General features: G+C 65.6%; 15 protein-coding genes. 6 read left to right on the top strand and 9 right to left on the bottom strand.

Translation table 11 applies throughout. The features are described 5' to 3' along the window. Nucleotides 1-91: 91 nt before the first annotated feature. A complete protein-coding gene (locus tag ACLV74_RS14495; RefSeq protein ID WP_411880099.1) occupies nt 92-1,063 on the bottom strand; it encodes a LysR family transcriptional regulator in 972 nt (323 codons plus the stop codon). Nucleotides 1,064-1,230: 167 nt separating this feature from the next. Here ACLV74_RS14495 and ACLV74_RS14500 point away from each other — a divergent pair, with 167 nt between their 5' ends. After that, on the top strand, nt 1,231-1,752 hold the full coding sequence (locus ACLV74_RS14500) for a hypothetical protein (RefSeq protein WP_411880100.1): 522 nt from the start codon (nt 1,231-1,233) through the stop codon (nt 1,750-1,752). A gap of 147 nt (nt 1,753-1,899) precedes the next feature. Here ACLV74_RS14500 and ACLV74_RS14505 read toward each other — a convergent pair whose 3' ends face one another. Further along, on the bottom strand, nt 1,900-3,762 hold the full coding sequence (locus tag ACLV74_RS14505) for a phosphoenolpyruvate carboxykinase (GTP) (RefSeq protein ID WP_411880101.1): 1,863 nt from the start codon (nt 3,760-3,762) through the stop codon (nt 1,900-1,902). Nucleotides 3,763-4,257: 495 nt separating this feature from the next. Further along, a complete protein-coding gene (locus ACLV74_RS14510) occupies nt 4,258-4,425 on the bottom strand; it encodes a hypothetical protein (RefSeq protein WP_411880102.1) in 168 nt (55 codons plus the stop codon). 124 nt (nt 4,426-4,549) lie between these two features. On the opposite strand from ACLV74_RS14510, the gene ACLV74_RS14515 reads away from it, so the two are divergent. Further along, nucleotides 4,550-5,014 carry a glycine zipper family protein gene (locus tag ACLV74_RS14515; protein WP_411880103.1) on the top strand — a complete coding sequence of 155 codons (465 nt, stop codon included), beginning with the start codon at nt 4,550-4,552 and terminating at the stop codon, nt 5,012-5,014. An 18-nt stretch (nt 5,015-5,032) separates the two neighbouring features. Here ACLV74_RS14515 and ACLV74_RS14520 read toward each other — a convergent pair whose 3' ends face one another. Further along, a complete protein-coding gene (locus tag ACLV74_RS14520) occupies nt 5,033-6,235 on the bottom strand; it encodes a threonine ammonia-lyase (RefSeq protein ID WP_411880104.1) in 1,203 nt (400 codons plus the stop codon). Between the two features lie 261 nt (nt 6,236-6,496). Between ACLV74_RS14520 and ACLV74_RS14525 the strand changes: the two genes are divergently transcribed. The 4 genes from ACLV74_RS14525 to ACLV74_RS14540 all read left to right on the top strand — a co-directional run bounded on the left by ACLV74_RS14525 (nt 6,497) and on the right by ACLV74_RS14540 (nt 12,030). Then, nucleotides 6,497-8,860 (top strand): ATP-binding protein, encoded by a 2,364-nt coding sequence (locus tag ACLV74_RS14525; protein WP_411880105.1) that lies wholly within the window; start codon nt 6,497-6,499, stop codon nt 8,858-8,860. A gap of 162 nt (nt 8,861-9,022) precedes the next feature. Next, complete coding sequence (locus tag ACLV74_RS14530) at nt 9,023-10,684, top strand: FAD-binding protein (protein ID WP_411880106.1); 1,662 nt, start codon at nt 9,023-9,025, stop codon at nt 10,682-10,684. Further along, nucleotides 10,681-11,010, top strand: a complete 330-nt coding sequence (locus ACLV74_RS14535; protein WP_411880107.1) for a 4Fe-4S dicluster domain-containing protein — start codon at nt 10,681-10,683, stop codon at nt 11,008-11,010. The genes ACLV74_RS14530 and ACLV74_RS14535 overlap by 4 nt, the downstream gene beginning before the upstream one ends. Before the next feature lie 18 nt (nt 11,011-11,028). Continuing rightward, a complete protein-coding gene (locus ACLV74_RS14540; protein ID WP_411880108.1) occupies nt 11,029-12,030 on the top strand; it encodes an ABC transporter substrate-binding protein in 1,002 nt (333 codons plus the stop codon). 6 nt (nt 12,031-12,036) lie between these two features. On the opposite strand, the gene ACLV74_RS14545 is transcribed toward ACLV74_RS14540, so the two are convergent. The 5 genes from ACLV74_RS14545 to ACLV74_RS14565 all read right to left on the bottom strand — a co-directional run bounded on the left by ACLV74_RS14545 (nt 12,037) and on the right by ACLV74_RS14565 (nt 17,017). Next, a complete protein-coding gene (locus ACLV74_RS14545; RefSeq protein WP_411880109.1) occupies nt 12,037-12,870 on the bottom strand; it encodes a class II glutamine amidotransferase in 834 nt (277 codons plus the stop codon). 9 nt (nt 12,871-12,879) lie between these two features. Beyond that, nucleotides 12,880-13,623, bottom strand: a complete 744-nt coding sequence (locus ACLV74_RS14550; RefSeq protein ID WP_411880110.1) for an amino acid ABC transporter ATP-binding protein — start codon at nt 13,621-13,623, stop codon at nt 12,880-12,882. A gap of 14 nt (nt 13,624-13,637) precedes the next feature. Then, entirely contained in the window at nt 13,638-14,747 is a 1,110-nt protein-coding gene (locus ACLV74_RS14555) for an amino acid ABC transporter permease (RefSeq protein ID WP_411880111.1), read from the bottom strand. Between the two features lie 3 nt (nt 14,748-14,750). Further along, nucleotides 14,751-15,953 (bottom strand): amino acid ABC transporter permease, encoded by a 1,203-nt coding sequence (locus tag ACLV74_RS14560; protein ID WP_411880112.1) that lies wholly within the window; start codon nt 15,951-15,953, stop codon nt 14,751-14,753. 89 nt (nt 15,954-16,042) lie between these two features. Further along, a complete protein-coding gene (locus ACLV74_RS14565) occupies nt 16,043-17,017 on the bottom strand; it encodes an amino acid ABC transporter substrate-binding protein (RefSeq protein ID WP_411880130.1) in 975 nt (324 codons plus the stop codon). Nucleotides 17,018-17,063 lie beyond the last annotated feature (46 nt).

A 17,063-nucleotide genomic window follows, 5' to 3' on the forward strand; every position in this document is an offset into this window, starting at 1 on the left:
TATGACCGCGCTCCGCGGAACGGGCGGCGCCAGCTTAGCCGATGTGTTGCCGCGCGCGCAACCGTTCCATGTCATCCGTAACGGGGGCTGCTCAGGTGGAAAACGCCTTTTCGGCGGCGCGCAGCACCGCCTGCCGCAACCAGATGTGGGCGCTGCGCTGCTGCGAGCGGCGGTGCCACACCGCGTCCACGTGCACCGGCGCCACGTCGAAGGGCAGGGGGCGCAGCACCAGTTGTTCGGCGATGCCGGTCACGCGCACGAAATGCCGCGGCAGCACGGTCAGCAGGTTGGAATTGGCCACCACGCGGCCTGCGGTGAAGAACTGGTTGACGGTCAGCACGACGTGACGCTTGCGCCCCAGCGAGGCCAGGGATTCGTCGATGAAACCATAGGGCCGGCCTGAAAAACTCACCAGCATGTGGCGCGCGGCGCAAAACTTGTTGAGCGTGAAGGGGCCCGTGGCCAGCGGGTGGTCCCTGCGCATCGCGCAGACGTATTCGCCGTCATAGAGCCGCTGGTTCGAAAACGGCAGGGGTTCGCCGCTTTGCTCGCTCGCCGTCAAATCGGCCACCAGCGAGGGAAAGTAGCCGACGGCCAGGTCGCAGGTCTCTTCGTCAAGCAGGCGCCGCGGGTCGCGGGTGGTGAGCGGCACCACGCGTATGGACACGCCCGGGGCTTCGCGGTCCAGTGTTTCGACCAGGCCGGGCATCACTTCGGCCGCCGTTGCGTCGGCCATGGCCAGCACAAAGGTGGTGTTGGCCGTGCCGGGCACAAACTCGTTGGGAACCAGCGACTCCTGCAGTTGCCGCAACGCTTCGCGCACGGCGGGCCAGATGGCCAGGGCGCGCGGCGTGGGCGCCATGCCCTGCCCGCTGCGTTGCACCAGCTCGTCGCCCAGGGTCTCACGCAACCGGCGCAAGGCGTTGCTGACGGCCGGCTGCGTCAGCGACAGGTTGCGCGCCGCCCGCGTCAGGCTGCGCTCGGCCATGACCTCGTCGAACACGCGAAGCAGGTTCAGGTCCAGTGTGCGGAAATTGAGGGGATTGAAGGTTTCGGCGGCCATGGTGGACGTGGTGGGTGTCGTTGAAGGGGCGAAATACCCAGGTTATCACTGGTATGAATGAATCACATCATAAAGATAAAGTTGAATAACATCAGTGATAACCCTAATATCCCCTTACCCGCTGCAAATTTGAATCAGCGGTAACAGTTAACCAACGGGAGTCCACCATGACCAGCTTCGTCAATATCAAATATTCCACACAGCATCCCGGCGTTGTCCGTGCTGAGTCGGCCTTTGGTGCCGTACGCCAGCTCGGTCAGGCCTTCTCCGGCACGCGCGGCCTCGCCACGCTGCTCCTGTCCGCCGTGGCCGCCGCCATCATGGTGGTCGCTTACCAGGTGATGGACAGCGTCACCGAAGGCCATTTGCTGGTGATGTGGATTGCGTTGTGGGCCGTCGCCTTCGCCGCGCTGGCCATCTTTGCCGGCACCGCGCGCAACGTCGCCGCCCGCGTGAAAGCCGGCCTGGACGGCTGGTCGCGCAGCCTGGCTGAAGCCCGCGCCGACCAACGCCTCTGGCAAGCCGCCAAAAGCGACCCGCGCGTGATGGCCGACCTGCAAATGGCCCTGCAACGCTCAGCCGACGCTGAAGTGGTGGCGCCTGCCGCTCCCGCCTTCAAGGCAGAGCTTCCCGAGTCTTCCAGCATCCCCTCGTTGGCGCGCGCCTATCACCGCGGTTATTACATCTAAGCCTTACGCGCTGGAACGGCGCGCCGGCCAGGCGTCGCCCACAAAAAAGCCACCTTGTCAGGTGGCTTTTTTTTGCCCTGGCGCCGGCTGGCCCGGGGGCATCAGGCGCGGCGCAGGTCGTGCGCCGTGCCCGCATGGTCTTGCCGGTCAGGCAGCCAGGCGGCGCTCGATCGCGGCTTTGGTCTCCCCCAGCTCTTTCGGCAGGTGATGTTCGAGTTGCTTGAACAGTTCGGCGTGCAGTTCCAGTTCCTTGAGCCAGGCGGCCTTGTCGATGCTGGTCACGGTGTTGAACTGCTCGGCGCTGAAGTTCAGGCCGGTCCAGTTCAGGTCTTCGTAGGCGGGGCTGATGCCGGTAATGTGCTCGGAGCCCTTGCCCGTGCCCTCTATGCGGTCGATCATCCACTTGAGCACGCGCATGTTCTCGCCGTAGCCGGGCCAGACGAACTTGCCGTCATCGCCCTTGCGGAACCAGTTGGTGGTGTAGATCTTCGGGATCACCGCGCCCGTGGCTTCGAGCTTCTTGCCCACATTGAGCCAGTGCTGGAAGTAGTCGCTCATGTTGTAGCCCATGAAGGGCAGCATGGCAAACGGGTCGCGGCGCACCACGCCGGCCTGGCCGGTGGAGGCGGCCGTGGTTTCCGAGCCCATGGTCGCGGCCATGTACACGCCTTCGACCCAGTTGCGCGCCTCGGTGACCAGGGGCACGGTGGTGGAGCGGCGGCCGCCGAAGATGAAGGCGTCGATCGCCACGCCCTTGGGGTCGTCCCAGGCGTCGTCGAGCGCCGGGTTGTTGATGGCGGCCACGGTGAAGCGGGCGTTGGGGTGAGCGGCCTTGGCGCCGGTTTCCTTCGCGATCTGCGGCGTCCAGTCCTTGCCCTGCCAGTCGATCAGGTGATCCGGCTGGCCGCCGGTGTCCTTTTCCATGCCTTCCCACCACACGTCGCCGTCGTCGGTCAGGGCCACGTTGGTGAAGATGACGTTTCTGTCCAGGCTCGCCATGCAGTTCGGGTTGGTGTGGAAGTTGGTGCCCGGGGCCACGCCGAAATAACCCGCTTCGGGATTGATGGCGTAGAGCTTGCCGTCGGCGCTGGGCTTGATCCAGGCGATGTCGTCGCCGATGGTGGTGACTTTCCAGCCGTCAAAGCCGGCCGGCGGCACCAGCATGGAGAAATTGGTCTTGCCGCAGGCGCTGGGGAAGGCGGCCGCCACGTGGTATTTCTTGCCCTGGGGGTTGGTCACGCCGAGGATCAGCATGTGCTCGGCCAGCCAGCCTTCGTCGCGGCCCATGTTGGAGGCGATGCGCAGCGCGAAGCATTTCTTGCCCAGCAGCGCGTTGCCGCCATAGCCGGAGCCGTAAGACCAGATTTCGCGCGTCTCGGGGTAGTGCACGATGTATTTGGTCTTGTTGCAGGGCCACTTCACGTCTTTCTGGCCTTCAGCCAGCGGCGCGCCCACGGTGTGCACGCAAGGCACGAAGTCGCCGTCCACGCCCAGCACGCCGAACACCGCCTGGCCCATGCGCGTCATGATCTTCATGTTGACCGCCACGTAAGGGCTGTCGGAGAGTTCAATGCCGATGTGCGCGATCGGCGAGCCCAGCGGGCCCATGCTGAAAGGCACCACGTACATGGTGCGGCCCTTCATGCAGCCGTCAAACAGGGGCTGCAGCGTCTGGCGCATTTCGGCGGGCGCCATCCAGTTGTTGGTGGGGCCCGCGTCTTCCTTTTTGGCCGAGCAGATGTAGGTGCGGTCTTCCACGCGCGCCACGTCGCTGGGGTCGCTCTGCGCCAGGAAGCTGTTGGGGCGCTTGGCTTCGTTGAGTTTTTTGAAGGTGCCGGCGTCGACCAGCTGCTGGCACAGGCGCTGGTATTCGGCGTCGCTGCCGTCGCACCAGTACACGTCGTCGGGCTTGCACAGGGCCACCATGTCGGCGACCCAGGCGATCAGCTTCGCGTTCTTGACGTAGCTGGGTGTGTTGAGCTTGAGGCCTTGCATCACGGGTTGGTTCATCGAAAAAACTCCAAAGTTAAAAAGCGTTATTTCGGGAAACGTCGCGCGGCAACCAGGCGGGTGACATCGAGACGTTTGTCGGAATAAGGCTTGGGGGCTTACCGGGGGACAGCTCACACGCAACAAACAAGTCCCGGTCGGCGGGCGGAGCCGCAAGCTGAAGATGCTGCGGCGCAAGGTCAAAAAAAGCGGTTTATCGGCTGCTTTTTCGTCTTCCACGGGTCGGCCAGAGAATTCATTTTAAGAACATAGTCCCGAGTTACCTCGCAGTTACCGTCAAAAGTTATGCATAACCTGCATGAGGTTATGCATAGACCATACGGGGGTTCCGGCAGTCGTGACAAGGAGATGGGGAATGCCGCGAAGGGCGCTTTTGCCGCAGTTTCACGGGCGCTTGGCGGGTGAAAGGGCCGGAGAAACTGACGATCGGGGCGCGGGGCCCGGAAACAAAAAAGTCCGCACGATGCGGACTTTTGGGGTGGAGGCGGAAGAGCCTCAGGCCATGTAGATGGCGATAAAGGCCAGCAGGAACATCAGCACGCCGCCAACGACCGGCAGAACAATGGGGATCATCGGGACGATGGCGTCAACGGCTTCCTGCTCCTGGGCGGGCGTGGCGCTGTCGTGGGCGGCATTGGTGGTGTGGTCGGCTGGACTGGACATGGGGGGTTCCTGAATTGCTTGAAAGTCTGGGCAGATTTTACCTGCATGCCGCGCCCCGGCGGCAAAGAACTCGCCGCCGGCAGTTGCGTTACCCTTTGGCCATGCCTTTTTGTGGAAGGAATGCATGAAATCCCCAGCCTTATTTCGACTCCTGCCGGCCGCCGTGTCCGCGCTGGTCCTGCTGTCCGCCTGCGCCACCGGCGGGCCCAACAGCGCCTCGGCCAGGCCGGTGCTGTACCCCAACGCCACGCTGAACCGCGTCGGTGATGCCCAGGGCAAGGCCGAGGCCAATGCCTGCATGTCGCGGGCTTCGGCCGCCGGGCTCAGCCCGACGCAGAGCGGCAACGAAGTCGGTCGCCGCGCCGGTGAGGGCGCGGCCGTCGGGGGCGTGGCTTCGGCCGTGGGGGCGCTGATCACCGGGCGGGGCGGGGAGGGCGTGCTGCGCGCCGGCGTGGGAGGGGCGGCGGTGGGCGGCTCGGCGGGCGCCGTGTCGGGTGCCTTCCACAACGACAAACCCAACAGCACCTACCGCAGCTTTGTGCAGCGCTGCCTCAGTGAAAAGGGCTTTGAGGTGATTGGCTGGAACTGAACCGCCGCAGCATCGCGCTCAGTGCTGCTCCGAGGCCTCGAAGCCGGCGGCGTTGACCGCCGCCAGCACCTGCTGGATGTGGTCGCGCCCGCGCGTCTGGATCACCAGCTCGATCTCCACGTTCTGCACCGAGAGCATGGTGAAGGCGCGCTGGTGATGCACTTCGTCGATGTTGGCGCCGGCGTCGGCCACGGTGGCGGTGATCTTCGCCAGTGAACCGGGAATGTCGCGCACGCTGACCTTGATGCGCGCCAGGCGGCCGGCGCGCACCATGCCGCGCTCGATGATGGCGGCCAGCAGCAGCGGGTCGATGTTGCCGCCGCACAGGATCAGGCCGACCTTTTTGCCGGCAAAACGCTCGGGGTACTTGAGCAGCGCCGCCAGCCCGGCCGCGCCGGCGCCTTCGACCAGGGTTTTTTCAATTTCGAGCAGCATGACCATGGCCTGCTCGATGTCGCCTTCGTCCACCAGCACCAGGTCGTCCACCAGTCTGGCGATGATGGCCTGCGGAATGATGCCCGGCGTGCCGACGGCGATGCCTTCGGCAATTGTGCTGGTGCCCTGCGGGTGTTTGGTGCCCTTGATGGCGTTGACCATGCCGGGAAAGCGGGAAGTCTGCACGCCGATGATCTCGATGCCGGGCTTGATGGCCTTGGCCGCCGTGGCCGTGCCCGCGATCAGGCCGCCGCCGCCCACGGCAATCACCAGGGTGTCCAGGTCCGGCACGGCGTGCAGCATCTCCAGCCCCACGGTGCCCTGGCCCGCGACGATGGCTTCGTCGTCGTAGGGGTGCACAAACACCAGGCCTTCGCGTTCGGCCAGCAACAGGGCGTGGGCGCGCGACTCGTCCAGCGAGTCGCCGTGCAGCACCACCTCGGCGCCAAAACCGCGCGTGCGCTCTATCTTCACGCCCGGCGTGAAGCGCGGCATCACGATCACCGCCCGCAGGCCCAGGCGCTGCGCGTGGTAAGCCACACCCTGGGCATGGTTACCCGCGCTCATCGCGATCACGCCGCGGCGCCGTTCGTCGGCAGACAGTTGCGCAAGCTTGTTACAAGCGCCACGCTCCTTGAAGGATGCGGTGTACTGCAGGTTCTCAAACTTGAGGAAAATCTGCGCGCCCGTCAGCTGCGACAGCGTCCTGGATTCCACACAAGGCGTATCCAGCAAATGGCCCTGCAGGCGCTGGGCGGCCTGTTCGATGTCGGTAAGGCTGAGCATGAAGTTCCTCTGCGGCAATGATGAGATGGGTGAGATTGTGCCGGGCCATTTTCCACGCGTTCGGGGCCGGTTCTGTGGCGCATTACAAACGGCCGCTTTCAAGTAGTGTCTTCCATGATGCTTCAAGCTGCGTTATGGTGGAGTCTCATTGAACCCCTTGGCGCCCCGGCGCTCATAGCAGTGTGATGAAACAAGGTTCCAGCATGTCAACCAGCGGTGTAGTTGCAATAGGTGCGATAGGTGCAATAGGGAGGTTTGTCCATGAGCAAGCGTTCCGTTAGCGAGCAGCAGTGGCTGCTGTCCCCCGGGCTCAAGGAAGCGCCGGTGCTGGACATGATGTGCTCGCATTTCGTGCTGACGCTGGCCGCCCGGCAAGGCGCCAAGTTCAACGTTCGGCGCGACCTCAACAGCCTGCTGTCGCTCTCGGGCCGGCACCTGGTCTGGCCGCTGCCCGCGCTGCAGCGGCTGCGTGAATTCCTGGTCCGCCGCTGCAAGGACAACGAATTCTGGCGCGGCCACGAAAGCCTGACCGACGCCGAATTCATGGCGCGCCACGGCGCCTGGCGCGGCCCCTACGAAGAGGGCACGCTGTTCTTCTACCTCGATGAACACGCCAAGGACCAGCCCAAGGACCTGCTTTCGGTGCTGGCCGCCACTGGCGAGTGGCTCACGCAGGCGCTCAAGAAACAATCCACCCTGGTCGAAAAAAACATCGACGCGCTGGCCAACCTGCTGCAGCTCAACCGCGCCGAGCGAGCGCTGCTGCTCTACGGCACGCTGGCGCGCTACCAGCGCGACCTGCGCTCCCTGCTGGTCGAGTTCAAGGTCAACAACGCCCCCGAAGCCTATGCCGCCATCGCCGACGTGGCCGGCGTCAAGGCGCCTGAAGTCGCCGAGGCGTTGCGCGCCGGCTCGCGGCTCGAACGCATAGGCATGGTCGAGAACCTGATCTCCGAGCACAACATCACCGACCTCGCCGACTTGATGAAAGTCAGCGAGAAGCTGCCGCCCGTGCTGATGCGCGAATACCGCGACCAGAACGAACTCATGGCCGTCTTCACCCGGCCGGCCGCGCACAGCAGCCTGGGCCTGGCCGATTTCGCCTTCGTGCAGGAAGACGCGCAGGTGCTGGTGTCCCTGCTGCGCAACGCGGTGGCCGGCAAGGAGCAGGGCGTCAACGTGCTGCTCTACGGCCCGCCCGGCACCGGCAAGACCGAGCTGGCCAAGGTCGTGTCGCAGGCCGCCGGCCTGGACCTCTTCGAGGTTGAATACGCCGACCGTGACGGCAACTCGCTGAGCGGGCGCGACCGCTACCGTTCGCTGCAGATCGCGCAGGTTTTCCTCAAAGGCAGCACGCACTCGGCCCTGCTGTTCGACGAAGTCGAAGACGTGTTTCCGCCCATCTCCAGCGAAGCCGCGCAGTTGATGGCGCGCTCCGAACAGATGCCGGTGCCGGCCAGCGGCTCGGTCAACGGCAAGGCCTGGGTCAACCAGATCCTCGAATCGAACACCGTGCCCACGCTCTGGGTCACCAACCGCATTGAACAAATCGACCCGGCCTTTCGCCGCCGCTTCGCCTACCACCTTGAACTGAGGTCACCGCCGCCCGGCGCGCGCGAGGGCGTGGTGCGCAAGACGCTGGAAGGCGTTCAGGTGAGCGACGCCTTTGTGGCCAAGCTCACGGCGCGCAAGGGCCTGACGCCCGCGCAGATACGCACGGCCGTCCGCTTCGCGCGGCTGGCCAGCGCGCCCGAGGACAAAATCGACGTGCAGGTCGACGCCGAAGGCATGGGCGCCATCCTCGCCGGCGGCCGGCCGCTGCTGATGGAGTCGCTGATAGAGCGGCAGCTCAAGAACGCCGACGTCGCGCTGGGCAACAAATCCGAGACGGCGGGGCGCCGCAGCGTCACCACCTACGACCTGTCCATGCTCAACGTCGAGTCGCGCTTTGAAGTGCCGCGCATCGTCGAGGCGCTCAAAAGCCGCGGCCACGGCAGCCTGTGTTTCTACGGCCCGCCCGGCACCGGCAAGACGGCGCTGGCCGAACACATCGCCAAAGCGCTGGACCTGCCCCTCATCATCAAGCAGGCCAGCGACCTCATGAGCAAGTACGTCGGCGAGACTGAGCAGAACATGGCCGCCATGTTCCGCGAGGCCGAGGCCGAAAAAGCCGTGCTGCTGCTCGACGAGGCCGACAGCTTCCTGCAGGACAGGCGCGGCGCCCAGCGCACCTACGAAGTGACCGAGGTCAACGAAATGCTTCAGGGCATGGAGCGCCACAACGGCATCTTCATCTGCACCACCAACCTGTTCGACAGCCTGGACCAGGCGGCGCTGCGGCGCTTCACCTTCAAGATCAAGTTCATGCCGTTGACCCGCGAACAGCGCGAGAGCATGTTTGTGGTCGAGGCACTGGCCGGTGACACCGCCTTGTTGACCGGAACCCTGCGCGAACGCCTAGGCAAACTCACGCAGTTGTGCCCCGGCGATTTCGCGGCGGTCAAGCGCCAGGTCGACATCCTGGCGGCTGAGTTCTCGGCCGAGGAATTCCTCGCGCAGCTGGAGGCCGAGCACCGCATCAAGCCCGAGGTGCGCGAAGGGCGCAACATGGGCTTCCTGCAGTAGTCGCTGCGTCCCGTGGTTGCGGGTTCACCGCGAACCCATCATTTCCAACTATCTTTAACCGGAAAGCTTCGTTCGCAAGCGGGTCCGGCCTGCCTAGAGTCGGCACTGGCGCATTGCAGCTTCAAGCAAGCAGATGCAAGGGCGGAACTTCAGGAGCAGGCAATGGGAACACGCGATTGGGATTTGCAGCAGCTGTCGAACGCGGCAGGCGCGGTGCGGCACGAGGTGGACGTGCTGGTGATAGGCGGCGGCCCCGCCGGCGCCTGGGCCGCCATCAGCGCGGCGGCCACGGGCGCCTCGGTGCTGCTGGCCGACAAGGGTTACTGCGGGACCTCGGGCGCCACCGCGCCTTCGGGCACCGGGCTGTGGCATGTCTCGCCCGACGGCGCCGCGCGCGAAGAGGCCAAGGCCAGCCGCCTGGCCATGGGCGGCCACCTGGCCGAACACGCCTGGATGGACCGCGTGCTCGCGCAAACCTGGGCCAATGTGGACCTGCTCACCGAATGGGGCTATCCCTTCCCGGCCGATGCCGACGGCCGGTTGCGCCGCACCTCGCTGCAAGGCCCCGAATACATGCGGCTGATGCGCAAGCAGGTCAAGGCGGCCGGCGCGCGCATCATCGACCACAGCCCCGCGCTCGAATTGCTGGTCGATGAGGGCGGCACGGTATGCGGCGCCACCGGCGTCAACCGCCAGAGCGGCGAGACCTGGGTGGCGCGCGCGGGCGCGGTGGTGATTGCCACCGGCGGCTGCGCTTTCCTCAGCCGCGCGCTGGGCTGCAACGTGTTGACAGGCGACGGCCACCTGATGGCGGCCGAAGTCGGCGCCGAGCTCTCGGGCATGGAGTTTTCCAACGCCTATGGCCTGGGCCCGGCGTTCTCGTCGGTCACCAAATCGCTGTTCTACAACTGGGCGACCTTTTATGACCAGGACGGCTCGCCGATTGAAGGCGCGGGCTCCTCGCGCGGGCGCAGCGTGATCGCACAGACCCTGCAGACCCGGCCGGTCTATGCCTGCCTGGACAAGGCCGACGCCGACATACGCGCCTGGATGCGCACGGCCCAGCCCAACTTCTTTGTCTCCTTTGACCGGCAGGGCATCAACCCTTTCACCCAGCACTTCCCCGTCACCTTGCGGCTTGAAGGCACGGTGCGCGGCACAGGCGGCCTGCACCTGGTGAGCGAGAGCTGCGCGACCACGGTACCCGGCCTCTATGCCGCCGGCGACGCGGCCACACGCGAACTGATCTGCGGCGGCTTTACCGGCGGCGGCAGCCACAACGCGGCCTGGGCCTTGTCCTCGGGCTTCTGGGCCGGTGCGGGCGCGGCCGACTTCGGCCGCAGTGCGCGCAGCACGGCGCAGCGCGTGGCCTTGCGCGCGGGCGGCGTAGCCCTGCAAGGCCAGGGCAGCCACGCGCCCGACAGCGCCGAAGTCATACGCGCCGTACAGGCCGAAGTCTTTCCCTACGAACGCAACTGGTACCGGCGCGGCGACCTGCTCGAAGATTCGCTGCAGCGGCTCGACGCCCTCTGGCATCGCCTGCGCGCGGGCGCGCCCGCGGCCAATACGCAGGAGGCGGTGCGCGCCCGTGAAGCCGCGGCCATGCTGGCCACCTCGCGCTGGATGTACCGCAGCGCCCTGCAGCGCACCGAAACGCGCGGCATGCACAGGCGCAAGGAACACAAGGCCAGCGACCCGGCGCAGCGCCACCGGCTGGTCAGCGGCGGGCTCGATGAGGTCTGGGTGCGCAAGCATGCGGTGGACGACGCGCCGTCTGCGCACGCGCCGCTCGCCGCGCAGACCGTACAGGGAGTGGCGGCATGATTGAAATCGTCAGCGCCACCCGCTGCACCGCCTGCAACATCTGCGTGCATGCCTGCCCCACGAATGTGTTTGACATCGTCCCCGGCGGCCCGCCGGTGATCGCGCGCCAGGACGACTGCCAGACCTGCTTTATGTGTGAGCTCTATTGCCCCGAGGACGCGCTTTACGTCGCGCCGATTGCCGACCACGCCTCGGCGGTCAACGAACATGCGGCGGACACGCAGGCCCTGATGGGCAGCTACCGCAGCGCCATAGGCTGGGGCAAGGGCCGCCAGTCCACTGCCCGGGCCGACGCGAGTTTTGAACTTCTACAACGGGCGCACTGAGGCGCCGACCCAACTGATATGACCGACCTGAAATTCCCATTGACCCGTTTGAAGACGCCGCGCCGCCGCCTGCTGGGCGCCGCGCTCGCGGCGGCGGCCTCGCTGGCGCTGCCCGTCCTGGGCCGCGCGCAAGCCGCCTCCCCTCAAACCTTGCGCCTGGGCTTTATCGGCCCCGGCAAAAAGCCCGCCTCGGCCACAGGCTGGGCCTTGCAGCAAGGCCAGTTGCAGCGCGAACTGGCGCCGCTGGGTTTTGGCGAGGTGGTCACGCGCGTGTTCCCCAACGGACCCGACCTCAACGAAGCCTTTGTCTCCGGCAACCTCGACGTCGGCATCTACGGCGACACACCCGCCGTCGTCGCGCGCGCCCAGGGTTTTGAAGGGCGCTTGCTGGGCTTTGACAACGTGGGCATGAACGTCTGGCTGCTCACGCCGCGCGGCGGCGTCAAAACCGTCAGGGAGCTTGAAGGCAAAACCGTGGGCGTCGCGCTGGGCTCCTACATGCATCGCTACGTGCTGGGCCTGCTCAAGGAAGCGGGCCTGCTGAAAACCGTCAAGGTGGTGCACATGCTGCCGCGTGACGGCGAGCCCGCGCTGGAGCGCGGTGCCGTGGCGGCCTTTGCCGCACCGATCAACACCGGGCCGCTGCTGGCGTCACGCGGCTACCCGGTGATCGACGAAGCCGAAAAGCACCCGACCCTGCGTGGCACCTCGGTCATCATTGCCTCGCCCAAATTGCTGGCGGCGGCGCCCGGCCTGCCGGCGGCCTGGGGCCGCGCGCGGACGGTGGCGCTGCAGGACATACGCCGCGACAGCGCGGCGTATTACGCCTTTCACGCCGAAGCCAGCGGCTTTCCGGTGGCGGCGGTGAAAGACTCTTATCCGCTTTCGCATTTCCCCGACACCGCTTACCCGGCCGAAGGCCTCAAGCTGATCGAGGAAGTGAAACGGTTTTTGCTGGCCGAGAACCTGATACGGCGGGACTTTGCCGTGGCGCAGTGGGCTATCGCCGGAAACGACTAAGCCGGTTTATACACAGGCCAGGCTGGCCTCGTGTTTCTTGCGGATGGCCTCGCTGACCTGCAGCTGCGCCTGCCGCACGATGCGGCCGTCTTCCATCCACAGCAACTGGCCCGGCTGCATCTGCTGCCAGTTTTCGTTGCGCGTCAGCGGCTGGGTGGCGACCACGCAGAGGCGGTCTTCCGGGTTGTTGGTCTGCGCAAAGTCCATGCTGAGGTCGGCGTCCACCAGGCTGGCATTCGAGAACGGCCATTCGCGCACCAGGTACCACAGCTTTGTCGAGCAATGCGCGTACAGCGACTGGCCGTTGGACAGCAAGTAGTTGAAGACGCCGAACTCGGCCGTGCGCTCGCTCATGGAACACAAGGTGTCGAACACGATGTCGGCCGAACACGGTTCGCGCGGGCTGATGCGCTTGAGTTCTTCCATCAGCGCGCAGAAGGCCCGCTCGCTGTCGGTGGTGCCCACCGGCTGGTAGTTGCCGGCGGATTCGGGCTGGTAGTCGATCAGGTCGCCGTTGTGGGCGAAGAGCCAGTGGCGGCCCCAGAGTTCGCGGGTGAAGGGATGGCAGTTTTCCAGCCGCATCGGGTCGCCCTGCGTGGCCTTGCGGATGTGCGAGACCACGTTGCGTGACTTGATGGCGTAGTGCTTGAGCATTTCCGCGACTGGGGAACTCGATGCCGGCTGGGCATCGACGAACAGGCGGCAGGCCTTGTCTTCAAAAAAGCCGATGCCGAAGCCGTCCGCATGGTGGTCGGTCAGGCCGCCACGCGCGGCGAATCCGGTGAGCGAGAACCGAAGGTCCGCCGGTTTGGCCGAATTCATTCCCAGGAGTTGGCACATGGGGATAGTTTAGTGCCCCAGAATCTTGGACAGGAAATCCTGGGCCCGGTCGGTCTGCGGATGGTTGAAGAACTCGGCGGGCGCGTTCTCTTCGACGATCTGCCCCTGGTCCATGAAGATCACGCGGTCGGCCACCGCCTTGGCAAAGCCCATTTCATGCGTCACGCACAGCATGGTCATGCCCTGGTTGGCCAGCTCCATCATCACGTCCAGCACTTCCTTGATCATCTCCGGGTCCAGCGCCGAGGTGGGCTCGTCGAACAGCATGATCTTGGGCGTGAGGCACAGCGCGCGCGCAATCGCCACGCGCTGCTGCTGGCCGCCCGACAGCTGCAGCGGGTATTTCTGCGCTTGCTCGGCGATGCGCACGCGCTCGAGCTGGTGCATGGCGCGCTCGATCGCGTCCTTCTTGGACAGGCCGGCGACCCAGGTCGGCGAGAGCGTCAGGTTTTCCAGTACCGTCAAATGCGGGAACAGGTTGAACTGCTGGAACACCATGCCGACCTGGCGGCGCACCGCGTCGATCGCCTTGATGTCGTCGCCCAGCACCGAGCCCGCGACGGTGAGCTTGCCTTCCTGGTAGTCTTCCAGCGCGTTGATGCAACGGATGAGGGTGGACTTGCCCGAGCCCGACGGCCCGCAGATCACCAGGCGCTCGCCTTGCTTCACTTCCAGGTCGATGTCGCGCAGCACATGGAAATTGTTGCCATACCATTTGTTGACCTTGTCAAAGCGGATGGAGGGATCACTCATGTTCTTGTTCCTGTTCAACGGGCTTTGCCCACGGCGAGACGGCGTTCTATCCACAGGCTGTAGCGCGACATCGCGAAGCAGCAGGTGAAATAAATCGCGGCAATGAAAATATAGGCTTCGATCTTGAAGGGCCGCCAGTTCGGGTCCGAGCCCACCGCCAGCGACAGCGCGCCGGTGAGCTCGTACAGCGACACGATGGTCACCAGAGAGGTGTCCTTGAAGAGCGAAATGAAGTTGTTCATGATGCTGGGCACCACGGTGCCCAGCGCCTGCGGCAGCACGATCTTGATCTGCGTCTGCCAGTAGCCCAGGCCCAGGCTGGCCGCCGCCTCGGTCTGGCCCTTGGAGAGCGACTGCAAGCCGCCGCGCACGATCTCGGCCATGTAGGCCGCGGCGAACAGCGTGATGCCGACGATGACGCGCACCAGCACGTCGGGCGACTTGCCGATGGGCATGAACAGCGGGAACATGAAGCTGGCCATGAACAGCACGGAAATGAGCGGCACGCCGCGTATCAGCTCGACGTAGATGACGCACAGCGTGCGTATGGCCGGCATGTTGGCGCGGCGGCCCAGCGCCACCATCACGGCGATCGGGAAGGCGATGGTCATCGAGATCACCGTGAGCATCACCGTCAGCGGCAGGCCGCCCCACTGGTCGGTCGTCACCTTGGTCAGCCCCAGGACGCCGCCGCTCATCAGCGTGAAGAAGGCGGCCAGCACGGCCGCCCACAGCAGCACCAGCCAGGGCTTCCAGAACCAGCGCACGCAGCTGGCCACCACCAGGCCCAGCAGCAGCACGGTCGCCAGTTCCGCGCGCCAGTGCTCGGCCTGCGGGTAGCGGCCCAGCAGGATGATGCGGCCTTTTTCGCGGATCACGCCCCAGCAGGCGCCCACGCCGCGCGCGGCCTGGCAGGCGTCCGGGTCCGCCGCGGTGACGGCATGCAGGATGCCCCACTGCACGATGTTCGTGGCCGCCCACACCAGCACCGCGAGCACGGTGAGGGAAATCACCGAATTGCCGATGCTGGAGAACAGGTTGTTGCGCAGCCAGGGGCCGAAGCCCTCCATCTTGACGGGGGCCGGGCGCGCCGCGATCGGCACAAAAGTGTTGTTATTGCTCATCGCTCAGCGCTCCTTGATGGCGGCACGGCTGTTGAACCAGTTCATCAGGCCGGACGTCGCCAGCGAGGTGCTCAGGTAGATCAGCATGATGATGGCGATGCACTCCACGGCCCGGCCGGTCTGGTTCAGCGAGGTGTTGGCGATGGAGACCAGGTCCGGGTAACCCACGGCGACGGCCAGCGAGGAGTTTTTCGTGAGGTTGAGGTACTGGTTGGTCAGCGGCGGAATGATGACGCGCAGCGCCTGCGGCAGCACCACCAGCCGCATCGAGTGGCCGCGCGACAGGCCCAGTGAGGCGCTGGCCTCATGCTGGCCCAGCGACACCGAGGCAATGCCGGCGCGCACCACCTCGGCCACGAAGGCGGAGGTGTACAGCACCAGGCCCAGCAGCACCGCGAGGTATTCGGGCGACAGCGCGCCGCCGCCTTCCACCTGCGATTCGGTCAGCAGCGGCAGATTCCATTCGTTGGGCGCGCCGCCGGCCAGCCAGCCGATGAGCGCGCCGCCCACGACCAGCGCCAGCGACACCCAGAAAACCGGCCGGGGCTTGCCGGTCAGGTCGAACTGCTTGCGCGCGCTGCGCGCGTACAGCACGCTGGCCGCGACACCCACCAGCGCGCCGGCGAGCGCCAGCGTCTGGCCCAGGCCCCACACGGGCGAGGGGTAGGACAGGCCGTTCTTGCTGACGTAAACCCATTTGCCGATGTGCAGGGCCTGGTCCACGGCGGGCAGGTATTCGGTGAACAGCAGGTACCACATCAGCAGCTGCAGCAGCACCGGGATGTTGCGGAAGGTCTCGACATAGCCGTAGCACAGCGCCCGCACCAGGGCGTTGCGCGAGAAGCGGCCCACGCCCAGCAGCGTGCCCAGGATGGACGTCAGCACGATGCCGACCACCGCCACGCGCAGCGTGTTGACCAGCCCGACCAGGAAGGCCTTCCAGTAGGGGTCAATGGAGTCGTAATTGAGCCAGCCTTCGCCGATGTCGAAGCCGGCCGGCTGCAGCAGGAAGTCGAAGCCGCTCTGGATGCCGCGGGTCTTCATGTTGGACATGGTGTTGCTCACCAGCAGCCAGACCAGGAAGACGATCAGGCTGACGGCGGCTACCTGGTAGACGATGGCGCGCGCCTGTTTGCTGCGCCAGGAAAAATGCTTGCGCCGCAGGGCGGGTGCCGGGCGCGGGGGAATCAGGGAGTGCTCGGACATAAAGGCGGTACCCAAAAAAAGCGGGCCGCTCGACCACGGTTGGTTGCGAGCGGCCCGTTGCGTTAGCGCATCGGAATCAGGCGATCAGGTCAGCGCACCGGCATGGCGTACATCTGGCCGCCCTTGTTCCACTGGTTGTTCTGGCCGCGCGGCAGCGCCAAAGGCGTCTTGGGGCCGACGTTGCGTTCAAAGATCTCGCCGTAGTTGCCGACGGACTTCACGGCGCGCACCAGCCATTCCTTGTCAAGGCCCAGCAGCTTGCCGGTGTCCTCGCCGCTGCCGGTCAGGCGCATGACCACGGGGTCCTTGCTGTCCTTGGTCATGGCATCGACGTTGGCCTGGGTCACGCCGTACTCTTCGGCCTCGACGAGGCCGTAGATCACCCACTTGACGATGGCGAACCACTCGTCGTCACCGCGGCGCACCATGGGGCCCAGCGGCTCCTTGGAGATCAGCTCGGGCAGGATCAGGTGGTCGGCGGGAACCTTGGCTTCCTTGTTGCGCACCGAGGCCAGGCCCGAGGCGTCGGTCGTGTAAGCCTGGCAGCGGCCCGAGAAGTAGGCGGCGTTGACGGCCTCCTGCTTTTCAAACACCACGGGCTTCATGTTCAGGTTGTTGGCTTTGGAGAAGTCGGTCAGGTTCTTTTCGGTCGTGGTGCCGGACTGCACGCAGACCGTGGCGTTCTTCAGCGACTTGGCGCTTTTGACCTTGCTCTTCACGGGAACCATGAAACCCTGGCCGTCGTAATAGGTCACGGCGGTCATGTGCAGGCCCAGCGACGCGTCGCGGGTCAGCGAGAAGGTGGTGTTGCGCGAGAGCACGTCGACTTCGCCGGACTGCAGCGCGGTGAAGCGCTGCTGGGCGTTCAGGGGAACCCACTTGACCTTGTTGCCGTCGCCCAGCACGCTGGCGGCAATCGCCTTGCAGACGTCGACGTCAAGGCCGGTCCAGGCGCCGTTGCTGTCGGCGGAGGAAAACCCCGCCAGGCCGACGTTGACGCCGCAAATGACCTGTCCGCGCGCCTTGATGGCGTCCAGTGTCTTGCCGGCATGGGCGGGTGCCATTGCCGCGAGGGTGAGGCTGGCGACAGCCAGCGTGGCAAGTCCATGT

Source organism: Polaromonas sp. YR568 (assembly GCF_943369415.1).
Lineage (GTDB): Bacteria > Pseudomonadota > Gammaproteobacteria > Burkholderiales > Burkholderiaceae_C > Polaromonas.